The sequence below is a fragment of the Embleya sp. AB8 genome, assembly GCF_049739465.1.
GTDB lineage: Bacteria > Actinomycetota > Actinomycetes > Streptomycetales > Streptomycetaceae > Embleya.
Genome location: NZ_JBMHHY010000022.1, coordinates 16,549 through 32,425, shown reverse-complemented (window position 1 = coordinate 32,425; position 15,877 = coordinate 16,549). Strand labels below are relative to the sequence as shown.

The following is a 15,877-nucleotide window of genomic DNA, read 5'->3' as shown; positions in this document are numbered from 1 at the left end:
GGCCCCGCAGCGCACATGCGCCCACCCCATGCCCGAATACCGCAGGCGATTCACCCGACGTAACGGGTGGGCGGGTGGGCGCAAAACCTACGTCGCCGGACGGACGTGCACCACGTCCCCCGCACCCACCGGCGTCGGCCCGTCCGGCCCCGTCACCACCAGGCGCCCGTCGTCGTCGATCGCAGTCGCGGCCCCCTCCAAGGCCGGACCGGCGGGGAGGTCCACCCGGACCCGCCGGCCGATCGTGGCGCACGCCTCGGTGTACGCCGTGAGCAGGCCGCTCGCCCGCGCATCACCCTCGGCCAGGCGCCACCGGGTGTACCACTCCTCCAGCTCGCGAAGCAGCGCCCGCAGCAGCGGGTCCCGGTCGATGTTCTCGGCGCCCGACAACAACAACGAAGTGGCCGTCGGGACCGGCAACTCGTCCTGGCGCAGCGAAACGTTCAGCCCGATGCCCAGCACCACCGCCGTGCCCGCCCGCTCGGCCAGGATCCCGGCCAGCTTGCGCTCGCCCACCAGCAGGTCGTTGGGCCACTTCAGGCGCACCTCCACGCCGCTCACCCGGGAGACCGCCGACGCCGCCGCCACCCCGGCGAGCAGCGGCAGCCAGCCCCAGCGCGCGACCGGCACCTCGTTCGGCGCCAGCGTCACCGACACCGCGAGCCCCGAGCGCGGCGGCGCGGTCCACCGGCGGTCCAGCCGACCCCGGCCCGCCACCTGCGACTCGGCGACCAGTACCAGCCCCTCGGTCTCGTCGGCCCGCCGGGCCAGGTCGGCGTTGGTCGAACCGGTCTCGGGCAGCACGTCCACCTCGCGCCACAACCCGCCGGGCACCAGCAGGGCCCGACGCAGGGCCGCCTCGCGCAGCGGGGGACGGTCGAGATCCGTGAAAGGAGAGTCCATCCGATCACCCTAGAAGGCACCGCGAGGCAGGGCGGTGATGGTCGCCGGCGTGGCGCGGATACGCTACCGATCGCCGCCGTTCGACTTGACAGGAGCCAGCACGATGGACCCAGTACAGGGCGATCCCGACATCCACACCACCGCCGGGAAGCTGGCCGACCTCGAGCGTCGCATCGACGAGGCGGTACACGCGGGCAGCGCCCGCGCGGTCGAGAAGCAGCACGCCAAGGGCAAGATGACCGCCCGCGAGCGGATCGAGTATCTGCTCGACGAGGGCTCGTTCGTCGAACTCGACGAGTTCGCCCGGCACCGCTCCACCAACTTCGGCCTGGAGAGCAACCGCCCCTACGGCGACGGCGTGGTGACCGGCTCCGGCACGGTGGACGGCCGGCACGTATGCGTGTTCTCCCAGGACGTCACGGTCTTCGGCGGCAGCCTCGGCGAGGTGTACGGCGAGAAGATCGTCAAGATCCAGGACCTCGCGATCAAGACCGGCGTCCCGCTGGTGGGGATCAACGAGGGTGGCGGCGCGCGCATCCAGGAGGGTGTCGTCTCGCTCGGCCTCTACGGCGAGATCTTCCGGCGCAACGTGATCGCCTCCGGGGTGATCCCGCAGATCTCGCTGATCATGGGCGCGGCGGCGGGCGGCCACGTCTACTCCCCCGCGCTGACCGACTTCGTGGTGATGGTCGACCAGACCTCGCAGATGTTCATCACCGGCCCCGACGTGATCAAGACGGTCACCGGCGAGGACGTCACGATGGAGGACCTCGGCGGCGCGCGTACGCACAACAGCAAGTCCGGCAACGCGCACTACATGGGCGCCGACGAGAAGGACGCCCTGGACTACGTCAAGGGCCTGCTCTCCTACCTGCCGAGCAACAACCTGGAGGAGGCGCCGTCCTTCGACGAGGCCGCCGACCTGGAGACCACCGACTTCGACCGTGACCTGGACACGCTGATCCCGGACTCGGCGAACCAGCCGTACGACATCCACACGGTGCTCGAACACGTCCTGGACGACGCGGACTTCCTGGAGGTCCAGCCGCTGTTCGCGCCGAACATCGTGGTCGGCTTCGGCCGGGTCGAGGGCCGCTCGGTGGGCATCGTGGCCAACCAGCCGATGCAGTTCGCCGGCACCCTGGACATCGACGCGTCCGAGAAGGCCGCACGCTTCGTGCGCACCTGCGACGCGTTCAACATCCCGGTGCTGACCTTCGTCGACGTACCCGGCTTCCTGCCCGGCACCGACCAGGAGTGGAACGGCATCATCCGGCGCGGCGCCAAGCTGATCTACGCCTACGCCGAGGCCACCGTGCCGCTGGTGACGATCATCACCCGCAAGGCGTACGGCGGCGCGTACGACGTGATGGGCTCCAAGCACCTGGGCGCCGATGTCAACCTGGCCTGGCCGACCGCGCAGATCGCGGTGATGGGCGCGCAGGGCGCGGCCAACATCCTGCACCGGCGCACGATCGCCGCCTCGGACGACCCCGAGGCGACCCGAGCGCGGCTGATCCAGGAGTACGAGGACACCCTGTGCAACCCGTACGTGGCCGCCGAACGCGGCTACGTGGACGCGGTGATCCGGCCCTCGTCGACCCGGGCGCACGTGGTCAAGGCACTGCGCGCGCTGCGCGGCAAGCGCGAGACGCTGCCGCCGAAGAAGCACGGCAACATCCCGCTGTAGTCGGACCACTCCGGGCCGGACCCGCCGTGCCGAGGCGCGGCGGGCCGGGCCGGTCAGGGCCTGGAGGTCCCCATGATCAAGGTGGTGCGGGGTGAACCCACCCCGGAGGAGTTGGCCGTGATCGTCACCGTCGTGGCGGCCAAGGCGAGCGGCGGTACGGCCGCGGCGGTCCCACCGGCCCCGTCGCAGTGGAACGCGCCGGCCCGGCTGGTCCGCCGACCGCTGCGGCCCGGGCCCGGTGCCTGGCGGGCGAGCGGGTGGCCGTTCTGAGCGACCGGACAACCCGGGGCGGACGTCGATAAATCGCACGAGCCGACTTGAGTATTCGTACTCAGGATCCCCCGGGGCTCCACGGCGCACGATGGGCGGATGCGCGACCGTGACGAATTCTCCGAGGAAACCCGGCGCGCCGTGGCCCAGCTGCGGCGCGCCGTGTGGATCCTGCCCGCGCTGCTGATCCTGGGCCTGCTCCTGCTCGGCCGTTGACCGGGCGCCGGGCCGTCCCCGGTACGTTGACGCCATGACCGACCGCATCCCCTCCCGCACCCTCGTGCTCGCCTCGGCCTCCCCCGCGCGCCTGAAGTTGCTGCGCGACGCCGGGCTCGACCCCAAGGTCCAGGTCAGCGGCGTCGACGAGGACGCGCTCACCGCCGCCTCGCCGCGCGAACTCGCGCTGCTGCTCGCCGAGGCCAAGGCCGACGCGGTCGCGGCCGAACTGACCGGCGACGAACTGGTGATCGGCTGCGACTCGGTGCTCGAACTGGACGGCCGCGCGCTCGGCAAGCCGGCCGACGCCGCCGAGGCACTGGCCCGCTGGCAGGCGATGCGCGGGCGCGCGGGTGTCCTGCTGACCGGGCACTGCGTGATCGATCGGGCGAGCGGCCGGCGGGTGTCCGAGGTCGCGGCCACCACGGTGCGCTTCGGCACCCCCTCGGACGACGAGGTGGCCGCGTACCTCGCCACCGGCGAACCGCTGCACGTGGCGGGCGCGTTCACCCTGGACGGCTATGCGGCGCCGTTCGTGGACGGCATCGACGGCGACCCGGGCAACGTGATCGGCCTGTCGCTGCCGCTGCTCCGCCGGCTGCTCGCCGACCTGGAGGTACGCATCATCGACCTGTGGACCTGACCGGGTCGCGACCACCGGGCATTACCTCCGAGGGAATCGACCGGCCGCGGTACGCCCGGCACAGTCGTGGGTGTCGGCAGACGACCCTGGAGGAGCCCATGAGTGCCCAGTCCCTCAATCCCACGTTCGCAACCGGCGGGCCCGGTGACGGTGCCGGCACCGGTACCGCCGTGCGCGGCGACACCGGTCTGCTGCGCGTCGCACTTCGGCTCGACGCGATCGCCACCGGCGCGGTGGGGCTGGCCGCGCTGGTCGGCTGTACCGCCTTCGACGCCGCGCTCGGCCTGCCCACCGCGTTCCTGGTCGGCCTCGGTGCCTTCCTGGTGCTCTACGCGCTCGGCGTGTGGCAAATCGCCCGGCGGACCACGCCGCACCGCACCGCCGTTCGTGCGGTGATCGGGCTCAACCTGCTGTGGTTCGCGGACAGCCTGGTGATGGCGATCGCGGGCTGGCTCGACCCGACCGGGCTCGGCACCACGCTGATCGTGTTGCAGGCGATCGTGGTGCTTGCCTTCGCCGATCTGCAGTTGTTCGGCCTGCGCAGGGCCCGCAGGTCGGTGCGCTGACGACCCGCCCCGGCGCCGCCGGGCCGCACCGGGCGCGGCGTGCCGGATCGGCGGCGCACCGCGTACGGTCGGGTCCCATGAGTTCGGCAACCACGAGCACCGAGCATCCCGTCGAGCACCTCGCCGAGCACGCCGCCGGCCGGCGGGCGACCGGCGAGCTGATCCGGCACTGGCGCCGGCACCGGCGGCTGAGCCAGTTGGAACTGTCCGTCGAGGTCGCGGTGTCCACCCGGCATCTGAGCTTCATCGAGACGGGCCGTGCGGTGCCCAGTCGGGAAATGGTGTTGCGACTGGCCGAATACCTGGAGGTCCCGCTGCGCGAACGCAACCGCCTGCTCGTGGCCGCCGGGCACGCTCCGGAGTATCACGAGAGCCGCCTGGACGCGCCGGAACTGGACGCGGTGATGGGCGCGATGCGGCAGATCCTGACCGGCCACGGCCCGTATCCGGCGGTGATCGTGGACCGCGCGTGGAACGTCCTCGACGCGACCGCGAGCGTCGCGCTGTTCACCGAGGGCGTGGCCGCCGAACTGCTCACCGCCCCGCTGAACGCCTACCGGATCAGCCTGCACCCGCGGGGCCTGGCGCCGCGGATCGTCAACCTCGCCCAGTGGCGCGCGCACCTGCTGCACCGGCTGCGCCGCCAGGTCGCGATCACCGGCGACCCGCTGACCCGGGAGTTGTACGACGAGGTGAGCGGCTACCCGGGCGACGCACCGCCGAACGCGGCCGGCCCCGGCGCACCCGCCGTCCCGCTGGGCATCCGGCACGGCGACGAGGTGTTGTCGTTCGTCAGCACGGTGGCCACGTTCGGTACGGCGGTGGACATCACCGTCGACGAGATCTCGATCGAATCGTTCTACCCCGCCGACCGGCGCACCGGACGGGTACTGCGCGAACTTTACGGCGACTGACCGCGGGTGCCGCATGTGTGTGCCGCGGCTCAGCCGCGCAGTCGCTGCCCCCAGACGTCGGCGGGTGCGCCGGCCCGGTCCGGTTGCCACTCGCCGAGCAGGTCCCAGTCCCAGGACCGGAAGGCGGTCAGCGCGGCGTGGTTGTCCCGGGCCACCCGCACCGCGGCGAACTTCGCGTCCGTCCCGGCGAGCAACTTCTCCCGCATCCGGCCGGCCAGTCCCTGTCGCCGGTGTTGCGGCACGACCATCATTTCGACGATCACGAACACCTTTCCGGCCGCCGCGAGTTCCGCGACGTCCTCGGGCAACTCGCCGTGGAATCCGGTCCACCAGCCACTGGCCCGCCGAGGCGGGAAGCCGTACGTACAACCGGCCGCGCCGGCGCCGTTGGCGACGACCATCTCGAATCCGGGCTGTTGGATGTGCTCGGCATAGCGCCGCAGGAAATCGGGGCGGCCCGGCGGGTTCTCGCCGTAGGTCTGGACGTACGTATTCGCGACGGATTCCCGTTGTTGGTCGGCCTGCCAACGGGTCAACCGGCGCAAGAACACCTCTGCCACCTGTACCTCCTGTCCAGGCATGGGATGCCGAAGACGTTCACATCGTGGCAGCCGGCCCCGTCCCGGGGAAACACCGCACGCCAAAAGCCGCCCGGTCGAGTGCAGGTGGGCGCCCCACGCTGGGGCGATTCCCCTGTTTTCCCCTCCCCCGGGCGCCCGCGCTCGTAGCCTGCGCACGGAGAAAAGCAGAGGAGCGGTCGAATGACGCGAGACGCGCGGGAACCGAACAACGCGTGGGACATGTGCGCCGACGGTCACGACGACCACGAATGGGTCTACCAGTACGGACCCGAGGGGCCGGCGGGCAATCCCTGGGCCAAGGCCTGCAAGCACTGCGGGAAGATGGCCGGGGCGAACGTCCCCGAAAGCGGGCTGCTCGGGCGCGCGGCCGGCGGCGACTGCATGGGCGGTTGACCGACTCGACCAACAAACTGCAACACGTTTCAGGTATACCCGACGGTAGGTGGCCGGCTCGCCCGGAGTACGTTGACCCCACCGGCAACGTGGCCGGCAGCTCCACCGCAGGCCATGAACACGGCGGGTTGCCGTACCCATGAGGACGTGGGTCGGCGGATCGTGCCCGCCCCCGAATCCCTAGACTCTCCGCAGTTGAGGAGGGAGCCAGATCGTGCGCAAGGTACTCATCGCCAACCGTGGGGAAATCGCGGTCCGCGTCGCCCGAGCATGCCGGGATGCCGGTATCGCCAGTGTGGCCGTCTACGCCGAGCCGGACCGGGATGCGCTGCACGTGCGGGTGGCCGACGAGGCCCACGCGCTCGGCGGCAACACCCCGGCCGAGAGTTACCTCGACGTGGCCAAGGTGTTGTCGGCCGCCCGGGACTCCGGCGCGGACGCCGTGCACCCCGGATACGGATTCCTGTCGGAGAACGCGGAATTCGCCCAGGCCGTCCTGGACGCCGGACTCACCTGGATCGGACCGCCGCCGCAGGCGATCCGCGATCTGGGCGACAAGGTGGCCGCGCGACACATCGCCCAGCGGGCCGGCGCGCCCCTGGTCGCCGGCACCCCGGACCCGGTCTCCGGGTCCGCCGAGGTCGTCGAGTTCGCGAAGGCCAACGGCCTGCCGATCGCCATCAAGGCCGCGTTCGGCGGTGGTGGTCGCGGCCTCAAGGTGGCCCGCACCCTCGAAGAGGTCCCCGAGTTGTACGACTCGGCGGTGCGCGAGGCGGTGGCCGCGTTCGGTCGCGGCGAGTGCTTCGTCGAGCGTTACCTGGACCGGCCCCGGCATGTGGAGACGCAGTGTCTGGCCGACACCCACGGCAACGTGGTGGTCGTCTCGACCCGGGACTGCTCGCTGCAGCGCCGGCACCAGAAGCTGGTCGAGGAGGCGCCCGCGCCGTTCCTGACCGACGAGCAGAACGCCGAGCTCTACCGCGCGTCCAAGGCCATCCTGCGCGAGGCCGGCTACGTCGGCGCCGGGACCTGCGAGTTCCTGGTCGGCCAGGACGGCACCATCTCGTTCCTGGAGGTCAACACCCGCCTGCAGGTCGAACACCCGGTCACCGAGGAGGTGTCCGGCATCGACCTGGTGCGGGAGATGTTCCGGATCGCCGACGGCGAGGCGCTCGGCTACGACGACCCGCCGCTGCGCGGGCATTCGTTCGAGTTCCGGATCAACGGCGAGGACCCGGGGCGCGGCTTCCTGCCCGCCCCCGGCGAGGTCACCACGTGGCTGCCGCCGTCCGGGCCGGGCGTGCGCCTGGACTCCGGCGTCGAGCAGGGCTCGGTGATCGGCCCGGCCTGGGACTCGCTCCTGGCCAAGCTGATCGTCACCGGCCGCGACCGCGCGCAGGCGCTGCAGCGGGCCAAGCGCGCGCTCGACGAGTTCGTGGTGGACGGCATGGCGACCGCGCTCACCTTCCACCGCGAGGTGGTGGTGGACCCGGCGTTCGCCCCCGAACTCACCGGTTCGACCGAGCCGTTCGCGGTGCACACCCGGTGGATCGAGACCGAGTTCGCGAACACGATCGCCCCGTTCGGCGGCGGCGCGCCGACCGGCCAGGAGCCCGGCGAGCGCGAGACGGTGGTGGTCGAGGTCAACGGCCGCCGCTTCGAGGTCACCCTCCCGGCCGGCCTGGGCGCGTCCGGCGCGGCCCCGGCCGCGGGGAAGAAGGCGCCCAAGCGCGGCGGCGGCAAGAAGGCGGGCGCCGCGGCGAGCGGCGACTCGCTGGCCAGCCCGATGCAGGGCACCATCGTCAAGGTCGCGGTCGAGGAGGGCCAACAGGTCGCCGAGGGCGAACTGATCGTGGTCCTGGAGGCGATGAAGATGGAACAGCCCCTCAACGCCCACCGAGCCGGTACCGTCAAGGGCCTGGTCGCCGAGGTCGGCGCCACGGTCACGTCCGGCGCGATCCTGTGCGAGATCAAGGACTGAACCGAAACACCCACCGCCCCGACCCGGGCGGGAACTTCGACCGCCCCCGCCCGAACCCTCGGCACGGGGGCGGTCGCGACTCCGGACCCGGTCGAGTCGAAGGGGGCGCCATGGATGTCTGGCTCACGGTCGCCACGGTGCTCGCGGCCGGCGGCACCGGGGCCGCCCTGGGGATGCGGTGGTCGAGTCGTCGCCGCATGACCCCGCCCGCCGAGCCGACCGAGCCCGGCGCGGCGGCGCCGCCCACGATTCCCGCCGCGCTCTACGAACGGGCTCGGGCCGAGTCGGTCGCGGCGTTGCGCGCCGAGGCCACCGCTCGACTCGCGGACCTGGCGGCCCGGACCCAGGCGCTGGTACCGGCGGCACATCCGCCCGCGTTGGCCGCGCAGTTACGGGCGCTCGACGCGTGCGAGGCGGCTGCCTGGGTGCTGCGGGACGCCGACGATCTTCCCGATCTCGCGGGCGTCCTGGTGCTGGTCCGACACGGTGTCCGGGCACTCGACGTGGCCGCGGACCGGGCCGGGCGGGCCCTGCCGGCGGACGAGGTCGGGGCCGACGACCGGTTCCGGGTCGCGGTCTGCCTGCTCAACCCGCTGCACGGGACCGCGGTCGGCCCGCTGCACTGGGCGATCCGCGGCCGGACCCGGCTTTCCGTACCCGCGTGCCACGCGTGCCTGGTCGCCGCGAGCGAGCGCACCATGGCGGATGTGCTGACCCAGCGGGTGGCGGATGGCGCCTATCTGGCCTACTACGAGATTCCGGCGGAGCGGAGTGTGTGGTCGGCGACGGGGTTCGGGGCGTTCGGCGGGGATCTGGTCGCACGGGTGCTCGACGCGCGGCCCGGGGGGCGCCGGGCGGGCGGCGGATGACAACCGGTAAGGGAGGGCGCGGCGGAGTCACTGGTCGGGCATCACCCCCGGGACGCGCATGTCGCGCATCCGCTCCCCGTTGAACTCCGCGCGGGCGCCGGGAACGGCCCGCTGCGGCAGGGGGGCGATGTGCACCTGGGCGCCCAGCTCGGCCAACGCCTCGCTCTCCGGACCAGGGGCGTCCTCGTCGGTGACGAGGTGCGTGATCCGCTCCGGGGCCACCGTCTGGAACATGGTGTCCACACCGATCTTGGTGTGGTCGACCATGACGACGACCTCGTGCGCGGCCTGGATCAGGGCGCGGTCCACACTCGCGGACAACATGTTGGGGGTGGACAGGCCACGCTCGGCGGTCAGCCCGTTGCCGGACACGAACGCGCGACGCACGCGCAGACCCGCGAGGGCCTGCTCGGCACCGCTGCCGACCAGCGCGTAGGACGACCCGCGCAACGTGCCGCCGGTCATCACCACCTCGACCCGATTGGCGTGGGCGAGTACCTGTGCGACCAGAAGGGAGTTGGTCACCACGGTCAGACCCGGGATCCGGGCCAGCCTGCGGGCCAGCTCCTGCGTGGTGGTGCCGGCGCCCACGACGATCGCGTCCCCCTCGTCGACGAGGGAGACCGCGAGGTCGGCCATGGCCGCCTTCTCCGCCGCCGCGAGGTGGGTCTTCTGCGAATAGCTCGGCTCACGGGACAGCCCACCGGGCAGCACCGCCCCACCGTGCCGACGGTCGAGCAGCCCTTCGGCTTCCAGGGCCCGCACGTCCCGCCGAACCGTCACCTCGGACGTCTGGACCACCCGGGCGAGTTCCCGTAGGGACACCGCTCCGTTGGCCCGCACCATTTCAAGAATCAGTTGACGACGCTCTGCTGCGAACACGTGACGAAGGTAACGTGAACGACCGGCTCTTATCAGCCGGTTGCAACTCTTACCCGAAGTTGTTCGGCAAAGTGATTAGAGTGCTTCGGTTTCCGGGCGCAGCACAGCCGCAGCGTTCGCGAGGACCAACCACAACGCTGCCCACCGGGAGCCGGATACCGCTGCTGTACGCCGGATTTGATTCCGTGTCAGCAGGACTCGACGGACCTCGGACACACCGCGAGGCGGCGGTCGCACCCGGTTCGATTCGAGTATGCGCGGCGGCCTCGAAGCACATCGGATGTTCGAGAAAAGCCACCCGTAAGTGGAGTACCCGGGAGCGCGGATTCCGAATTCCGCGCGCCCCTCGCGCGCCGGTGGGCATCCGGCGCGGGCGGCAATGATCTTGGCGCCGCCGACGACCCGGGGTGCGCCGGTCGAAAAGCAGCGCATCGGCACCCCCCGGGCACGGCACTGGGTCGATTCGCCCCCCGACCGGGTCAGGAACGCTCGCGCCGGTGCAATTGCCGGGCGGCTTCCGCGATCGAACCCGAAAGGGACGGGTAGACGGTGAATCCGCTGGCGATCTGGTCGACGGTCAGATGCAGGTCGACCGCGAGCGCCACGGTGTGGATCAACTCGCTCGCCCGCGGCGCCACGATCACGCCGCCGACCACGATGCCGGTGCCGGGACGACAGAACAGCTTCACGAAACCGTCGTGGATGCCCTGCATCTTCGCGCGCGGGTTGCGCGACAGCGGCAGCTTGACCCCACGCGCGTCGATCTCGCCCGCGTCGATCGCCGCCTGGGTGTATCCGACGGTGGCGATCTCCGGGTCGGTGAACACGTTCGAGGACACGGCCTTGAGGTTCAGCGGCGCCACCGCGTCGCCGAGCATGTGGTACATCGCGATCCGACCCTGCATCGCGGCCACCGACGCGAGCGCGAACACGCCGGTGCAGTCGCCCGCCGAGTAGACCCCGTTCGCGGTGGTCCGCGAGACCCGGTCCACCCGCACGTGTCCGGTGTCCTTGAGGAAGACGCCGGCCTCCTCCAGACCGATGCCCGCGGTGTTCGGGATCGCGCCGACCGCGACCAGGCAGTGGCTGCCCTCGATGATCTGACCGTCGGTCAGCGTGACGATGACGCTGTCCCCGTCCCGCTTGACGCTCTCCGCGCGCGAGCGCGACATCACCCGCATGCCACGCCGCCGGAAGACGTCCTCCAACACCTCGGCCGCGTCCGGGTCCTCGCCCGGCAGCACCCGATCCCGGCTGGAGACCAGGGTCACCCGCGAGCCGAGCGCCTGGTACGCACCGGCGAACTCGGCGCCGGTGACCCCCGAGCCGACCACGATCAGCTCGCGCGGCAGCTCGGACAGGCCGTACATCTGCTTCCAGTTCAGGATCCGCTCGCCGTCCGGCTCCGCACCCGGGATCTCGCGCGGGTGGGCGCCGGTGGAGATCAGGATCGCGTCCGCGTCCAGCGAGCGCTCGGTGCCGTCGGCCAGGTCGGCCACCACGCGGCGCGGCCCGTCCAGGCGGGCGGTGCCGCGCAACACCCGCACCCCGGCGCGCGTGACGCTCTGCGCGATGTCGTTCGACTGCGCCTTGGCCAACTGCAGCACGCGCCGGTTGACCACGCCCAGGTCCACGCCCACGATCGGGCGGTCCAGCGTGCCGGGCGTGCCGTCGTCGACGTAGATGCCGAGCTCGTGATGCGAGTCGGCGAAGTTCGTCATGACCTCGGCCGTGGCGATCAGCGTCTTGGACGGGACACAGTCCGTCAGTACCGCCGCACCACCCACCCCTTCGCGCTCTACCACCGTCACCTCGGCTCCGAGCTGTGCCGCGACCAAAGCCGCCTCGTACCCGCCGGGTCCTCCGCCTACGATCACAATCCGAGTCACGGGTGTCATTCTCTCCCATGACCGCGCGTCGCGTAGGCTGCGGCCATGCCCCTCTACGCCGCGTACGCAAGCAACCTCGACGCGCGGCAGATGGCCCGGCGTGCCCCACACTCCCCTCTGCGCCACACCGGTTGGCTGCCCGGCTGGCGGCTGACCTTCGGCGGCGAGCAGTTGGGTTGGGACGGCTCGCTGGCCACGGTCGTCGAGGACGAGTCTGCCCAGGTGTTCGTCGCGCTCTACGACCTGGCCGAGATGGACGAGCCCGACCTCGACCGCTGGGAGGGCATGCCGCTGGGCCTGTACCGCAAGGTCCGGGTCCGGGTGGAGTCGCTGTTCGGCGAACAACTCGCGTGGCTCTACGTGCTCAACGACTACGAGGGCGGCCTGCCGTCGGCCCGCTACCTCGGCATGGTCGCCGAATCCGCCGAATCCGCCGGCGCCCCCGACGACTACGTCAAGGAACTCCGCAACCGCCCCTGCGGGTAGGCCGTACGGCCGGGGGGCCAACCGGCCGGACCGGACCGTCGACCCACCCACGGCGATCGCCCGACGTACTGACACACTCGGCTCGTCGGGTCGTGCGAGTCGGGGGGAGCGCGCCGTGTCGGAGATCCGTTTCACGTTGAGCCTGGGCCAGCGGGCGATGTTCCTCGTCATCGCGGCTTCGTTCGTCGTGTTGTCCGGGTTCGAATTCGCGGCCGGCGGCGACGGGCCGGACGGCCGCTACCCGCTCTTCCTGGCCTTCCTGTTCGTGCTGAACTTCCTGGTGTACTCCCGCGTCGATACGCGAATCACCCCACAGGGCATCACCTGGCGCCGGTATCGCGCCCAGCACCTGGACTGGTCCCAGGTCGCGCACATCCGGCAACGAAGCCTCCTGGGCAGCCGCTACATCCAGGTCGTGCGCGCCGACGGCAAGGTGCGGAGCCTGTCCGCCCCGCTGGACACGCTGTTCCAGCGGGACCGGGACTACGACGCCAAGTTCGCCACGATCCGGAACGCCTGGGCCGGCGCCACCGGCCGCGCCCCTTACCTCCCCGGCCCGAATGCCCCCGAGCACTGGGATGCGGCAAGGTCCCCCGAGGTGTACCCGCCGCACGGAGCGTGACCCGGCCGCACCCGAACCGCCCGAAACCCACCACCTCGCCCCGGAGTCGGTACGCATCGCCCGAGATCGTCGGGGTCCGCGAGGAACGCGCCTGCGGCAAGCGCGAGTTGGACCCGCAACCGATCGGCGGACGGACCGTGCGACCGCCCGCGCCCCGGGCCGGCTGCGTACCACGCCGGCTGCCAGGCCATTCGCCGCGCCGGAACGCATCGGCTGAACGGACGTATCGCCACCTACCCGTACGAGTCGTCCCCCGCTGTCATTGCGGTCGTATCACAGTCTTCTACGCGCATAGACCCCGCCCGCGCCGTTCCGGGGTACAGCATTTACGCTCATCGATGTGAACGTATTGGATAGCCACGACCCGTACACGGCCGCCGCCGAGGCCGCCGAAAGCCTTCAGCGGCTCACCGGTGCCGCGACGCACGACATCGCGCTCGTCATGGGCTCTGGCTGGGTGCCCGCGGCCGACATGCTGGGCGAGCCGGAACACGAGTTCCCGGTCACCGAGCTGCCCGGCTTCCCGCCGCCCGCCGTCGAGGGCCACGCCGGCACGGTCCGCTCGCTGGTCATCGGCGACCGTCGCGCGCTGGTCTTCCTCGGCCGCACCCACCTGTACGAGGGCCGCGGCGTCGCGTCCGTCGCACACGGCGTGCGCACCGCGATCGCGGCCGGCTGCAAGGCCGTCGTACTGACCAACGGCTGCGGCGGCCTGCGTCCCTCCTTCGTGCCCGGCCAGCCGGTGCTGATCAGCGACCACATCAACCTCACCGCCGCGTCGCCCATCGTCGGGGCCAACTTCGTGGACCTGACGGACCTCTATTCACCGCGGCTACGCGCGTTGTGTCGCGAGGTCGAACCCGACCTCGAAGAAGGCGTATACGTACAATTCCCCGGCCCGCACTACGAGACCCCGGCCGAGATCGGCATGGTCCGCGCGATCGGCGGGCACCTCGTCGGCATGTCCACGACCATCGAAGCGATCGCCGCCCGCGAGGCCGGCGCCGAGGTCCTGGGCATCTCGCTGGTCACCAACCTCGCCGCGGGCATGACCGGCGAGCCGCTCAACCACGAGGAGGTCCTGGCCGCCGGACGCGCGTCCGCCGAGCGGATGGGCCGCCTGCTCACCCAGGTCCTGCCGCGCATCTGAGCGCCCGCAGGTCCGCACCCCCCGCCATCCCCGATCCCTTCCGCACCGAGGAGTCCGTGTTGAGCGACGTCATCGAGATCGCGCGCGCCTGGCTGGCCGAGGATCCGGACCCGGACACCCGGGCCGAACTCGAGGCGTTGCTCGCGGCGGACGATCGGGAGGGGCTCGCGGATCGGTTCGCCGGGCTGCTCCAGTTCGGCACCGCGGGGCTGCGCGGCGAACTGGGCGCCGGGCCGAACCGGATGAACCGGGCGGTGGTCATCCGCGCGGCGGCGGGCCTGGCCGCCTACCTCAAGACGGCCTACCTCACCGACACGGTCGCCCCGGAGGCGATCCGCAACGCGGTGGTGATCGGGTTCGACGCGCGGCACAAGTCCGACGTGTTCGCCCGGGACACCGCCGCCGTGCTCGAGGCCGCCGGGCTGCACGCGCTGCTGCTGCCCCGGCCGCTGCCGACGCCGGTGCTCGCCTACGCGATCCGGCATCTGGGCTGCGTCGCGGGCGTGATGGTCACCGCGAGCCACAACCCGCCGCGCGACAACGGCTACAAGGTCTACCTCGGCGACGGGTCGCAGATCGTACCGCCCGCCGACGCGGAGATCGCCGGACACATCGCGGCGGTGCGCTCGCTTGCCGAGGTGCCGTTGGCCGAGGACGGCTGGGAGACGCTCGGCGAGGCGCTGATCGACTCCTACCTCGACCGCGCGGTGACCGTGCTCGACCCGGCCGGGCCGCGCGGGGTGCGGATCGTGCACACCGCGATGCACGGCGTGGGCACCACCGTGATGCTCGGCGCGTTCGACCGCGCGGGCTTCGCGGACGTCCGACCGGTGCCCGAACAGGCGGACCCGGACCCGGACTTCCCGACCGTGGCGTTCCCCAACCCGGAGGAACCCGGGGCGATGGACCTGGCGTTCCGGACCGCGCTCGCCGAGGACGCCGACGTGGTGATCGCCAACGACCCGGACGCCGACCGATGCGCGGTCGCCGTACCGGACCCGGCGGTCCCGGGCGGCTGGCGGATGTTGCGCGGCGACGAGGTCGGCGCCCTGCTCGGCGCCGAGGTGGCCCGCCGCGGCACCACCGGCATGCTGGCCACCACGATCGTGTCCTCCTCGCTGCTCGGCACGATCGCGCGCGCGAACGACATCGCGTACACCGAGACGCTGACCGGCTTCAAGTGGCTCGCCCGGGTGCCGAACCTGGCCTTCGCCTACGAGGAGGCCCTCGGCTACTGCGTGGACCCGGCCGGGGTGTGCGACAAGGACGGCATCACCGCCGCGCTGATGCTGGCCGAACTCGCGGCCGGCGCCAAGCGCGACGGCCGCACGCTGCCCGCCCTGCTCGACGAGATCGCCACCCGCTACGGCCTGTTCGCGACCGACCAGTACTCGGTACGGGTGGACCGCCTGGACCTGATCGCCGACGCGATGCACCGACTGCGCGCCGAGCCGCCGACCTCCCTCGGTGGCCTGACCGTCACGACGGCCGAAGACCTCCTGCACCCGCCGGCCGACGGCCTGCCGCCCACCGACGGCCTGCGCTACACCCTGGCCGGCGACGGCAAGGACCTGGCGGCCGGCCGCGTGGTGGTCCGCCCGTCGGGCACCGAGCCCAAGCTCAAGGCCTACCTGGAGGTCGTGGTGGCCCCGACCCGAATCGCCGAGGTCGGCATCGAGACCGCCCGCGCGGCGGCCCACACCGCCCTGGAGCAGCTCAAGCGGGACCTGGCCACGACGCTGGGCATGTAAGTCCCGAGCCCGAACGGGCTGGTGGACACGTGTGGGGCGGGGCTGCCGACCGGCGGTCCCGCCCCACCCGC

General features: G+C 71.9%; 17 protein-coding genes. 13 read left to right on the top strand and 4 right to left on the bottom strand.

All coding sequences use genetic code 11. The features are described 5' to 3' along the window. Positions 1-87: 87 nt before the first annotated feature. Positions 88-903: a biotin--[acetyl-CoA-carboxylase] ligase gene (locus ABIA38_RS29970; RefSeq protein ID WP_424641996.1), complete on the bottom strand. Its 816-nt coding sequence runs from the start codon at positions 901-903 to the stop codon at positions 88-90. Between the two features lie 103 nt (positions 904-1,006). On the opposite strand from ABIA38_RS29970, the gene ABIA38_RS29965 reads away from it, so the two are divergent. From ABIA38_RS29965 to ABIA38_RS29940, 6 genes are all read left to right on the top strand, one after another. Further along, positions 1,007-2,593 carry an acyl-CoA carboxylase subunit beta gene (locus tag ABIA38_RS29965; RefSeq protein ID WP_424641995.1) on the top strand — a complete coding sequence of 529 codons (1,587 nt, stop codon included), beginning with the start codon at positions 1,007-1,009 and terminating at the stop codon, positions 2,591-2,593. Positions 2,594-2,665: 72 nt separating this feature from the next. After that, the gene (locus ABIA38_RS29960) at positions 2,666-2,863 is read left to right on the top strand and encodes an acyl-CoA carboxylase subunit epsilon (RefSeq protein WP_424641994.1); all 198 of its coding nucleotides are present in this window, start codon (positions 2,666-2,668) and stop codon (positions 2,861-2,863) included. A 99-nt stretch (positions 2,864-2,962) separates the two neighbouring features. Continuing rightward, positions 2,963-3,079, top strand: coding sequence for a morphogenic membrane protein MmpB (gene mmpB, locus ABIA38_RS29955; RefSeq protein WP_424641993.1), 117 nt, complete (start codon positions 2,963-2,965; stop codon positions 3,077-3,079). Between the two features lie 34 nt (positions 3,080-3,113). Continuing rightward, complete coding sequence (locus tag ABIA38_RS29950) at positions 3,114-3,722, top strand: nucleoside triphosphate pyrophosphatase (protein ID WP_424641992.1); 609 nt, start codon at positions 3,114-3,116, stop codon at positions 3,720-3,722. A 98-nt stretch (positions 3,723-3,820) separates the two neighbouring features. After that, complete coding sequence (locus ABIA38_RS29945; RefSeq protein ID WP_424641991.1) at positions 3,821-4,288, top strand: hypothetical protein; 468 nt, start codon at positions 3,821-3,823, stop codon at positions 4,286-4,288. Positions 4,289-4,365: 77 nt separating this feature from the next. Next, positions 4,366-5,202, top strand: coding sequence for a helix-turn-helix domain-containing protein (locus ABIA38_RS29940; RefSeq protein ID WP_424641990.1), 837 nt, complete (start codon positions 4,366-4,368; stop codon positions 5,200-5,202). A 29-nt stretch (positions 5,203-5,231) separates the two neighbouring features. On the opposite strand, the gene ABIA38_RS29935 is transcribed toward ABIA38_RS29940, so the two are convergent. Then, positions 5,232-5,762: a hypothetical protein gene (locus tag ABIA38_RS29935; RefSeq protein ID WP_424641989.1), complete on the bottom strand. Its 531-nt coding sequence runs from the start codon at positions 5,760-5,762 to the stop codon at positions 5,232-5,234. A gap of 201 nt (positions 5,763-5,963) precedes the next feature. Between ABIA38_RS29935 and ABIA38_RS29930 the strand changes: the two genes are divergently transcribed. The 3 genes from ABIA38_RS29930 to ABIA38_RS29920 all read left to right on the top strand — a co-directional run bounded on the left by ABIA38_RS29930 (position 5,964) and on the right by ABIA38_RS29920 (position 9,026). Continuing rightward, on the top strand, positions 5,964-6,176 hold the full coding sequence (locus ABIA38_RS29930) for a hypothetical protein (protein WP_424641988.1): 213 nt from the start codon (positions 5,964-5,966) through the stop codon (positions 6,174-6,176). Between the two features lie 214 nt (positions 6,177-6,390). Further along, positions 6,391-8,157 carry an acetyl/propionyl/methylcrotonyl-CoA carboxylase subunit alpha gene (locus ABIA38_RS29925; protein ID WP_424641987.1) on the top strand — a complete coding sequence of 589 codons (1,767 nt, stop codon included), beginning with the start codon at positions 6,391-6,393 and terminating at the stop codon, positions 8,155-8,157. Positions 8,158-8,267: 110 nt separating this feature from the next. After that, on the top strand, positions 8,268-9,026 hold the full coding sequence (locus ABIA38_RS29920) for a hypothetical protein (RefSeq protein WP_424641986.1): 759 nt from the start codon (positions 8,268-8,270) through the stop codon (positions 9,024-9,026). A 27-nt stretch (positions 9,027-9,053) separates the two neighbouring features. Here ABIA38_RS29920 and ABIA38_RS29915 read toward each other — a convergent pair whose 3' ends face one another. Further along, entirely contained in the window at positions 9,054-9,908 is an 855-nt protein-coding gene (locus ABIA38_RS29915; protein ID WP_078975593.1) for a DeoR/GlpR family DNA-binding transcription regulator, read from the bottom strand. A 479-nt stretch (positions 9,909-10,387) separates the two neighbouring features. Then, positions 10,388-11,806, bottom strand: a complete 1,419-nt coding sequence (locus ABIA38_RS29910) for an NAD(P)H-quinone dehydrogenase (protein WP_424641985.1) — start codon at positions 11,804-11,806, stop codon at positions 10,388-10,390. Between the two features lie 36 nt (positions 11,807-11,842). Here ABIA38_RS29910 and ABIA38_RS29905 point away from each other — a divergent pair, with 36 nt between their 5' ends. From ABIA38_RS29905 to ABIA38_RS29890, 4 genes are all read left to right on the top strand, one after another. Next, entirely contained in the window at positions 11,843-12,283 is a 441-nt protein-coding gene (locus tag ABIA38_RS29905; protein WP_424641984.1) for a gamma-glutamylcyclotransferase, read from the top strand. Positions 12,284-12,398: 115 nt separating this feature from the next. Continuing rightward, on the top strand, positions 12,399-12,905 hold the full coding sequence (locus ABIA38_RS29900) for a hypothetical protein (protein ID WP_424641983.1): 507 nt from the start codon (positions 12,399-12,401) through the stop codon (positions 12,903-12,905). Positions 12,906-13,245: 340 nt separating this feature from the next. Next, positions 13,246-14,055, top strand: a complete 810-nt coding sequence (locus ABIA38_RS29895; RefSeq protein WP_424641982.1) for a purine-nucleoside phosphorylase — start codon at positions 13,246-13,248, stop codon at positions 14,053-14,055. Between the two features lie 56 nt (positions 14,056-14,111). Continuing rightward, positions 14,112-15,806, top strand: a complete 1,695-nt coding sequence (locus tag ABIA38_RS29890) for a phospho-sugar mutase (RefSeq protein WP_424641981.1) — start codon at positions 14,112-14,114, stop codon at positions 15,804-15,806. The last annotated feature ends 71 nt before the right edge of the window (positions 15,807-15,877 follow it).

Coding starts and splice junctions, on each gene's coding strand:
- mmpB (WP_424641993.1), top strand. CDS start 2,963: ATGCGCGACCGTGACGAATTCTCCGAGGAAACCCGGCGCGCCGTGGCC.
- ABIA38_RS29965 (WP_424641995.1), top strand. CDS start 1,007: ATGGACCCAGTACAGGGCGATCCCGACATCCACACCACCGCCGGGAAG.
- ABIA38_RS29930 (WP_424641988.1), top strand. CDS start 5,964: ATGACGCGAGACGCGCGGGAACCGAACAACGCGTGGGACATGTGCGCC.
- ABIA38_RS29905 (WP_424641984.1), top strand. CDS start 11,843: ATGCCCCTCTACGCCGCGTACGCAAGCAACCTCGACGCGCGGCAGATG.
- ABIA38_RS29960 (WP_424641994.1), top strand. CDS start 2,666: ATGATCAAGGTGGTGCGGGGTGAACCCACCCCGGAGGAGTTGGCCGTG.
- ABIA38_RS29940 (WP_424641990.1), top strand. CDS start 4,366: ATGAGTTCGGCAACCACGAGCACCGAGCATCCCGTCGAGCACCTCGCC.
- ABIA38_RS29920 (WP_424641986.1), top strand. CDS start 8,268: ATGGATGTCTGGCTCACGGTCGCCACGGTGCTCGCGGCCGGCGGCACC.
- ABIA38_RS29945 (WP_424641991.1), top strand. CDS start 3,821: ATGAGTGCCCAGTCCCTCAATCCCACGTTCGCAACCGGCGGGCCCGGT.
- ABIA38_RS29950 (WP_424641992.1), top strand. CDS start 3,114: ATGACCGACCGCATCCCCTCCCGCACCCTCGTGCTCGCCTCGGCCTCC.
- ABIA38_RS29970 (WP_424641996.1), bottom strand. CDS start 903: ATGGACTCTCCTTTCACGGATCTCGACCGTCCCCCGCTGCGCGAGGCG.
- ABIA38_RS29910 (WP_424641985.1), bottom strand. CDS start 11,806: ATGACACCCGTGACTCGGATTGTGATCGTAGGCGGAGGACCCGGCGGG.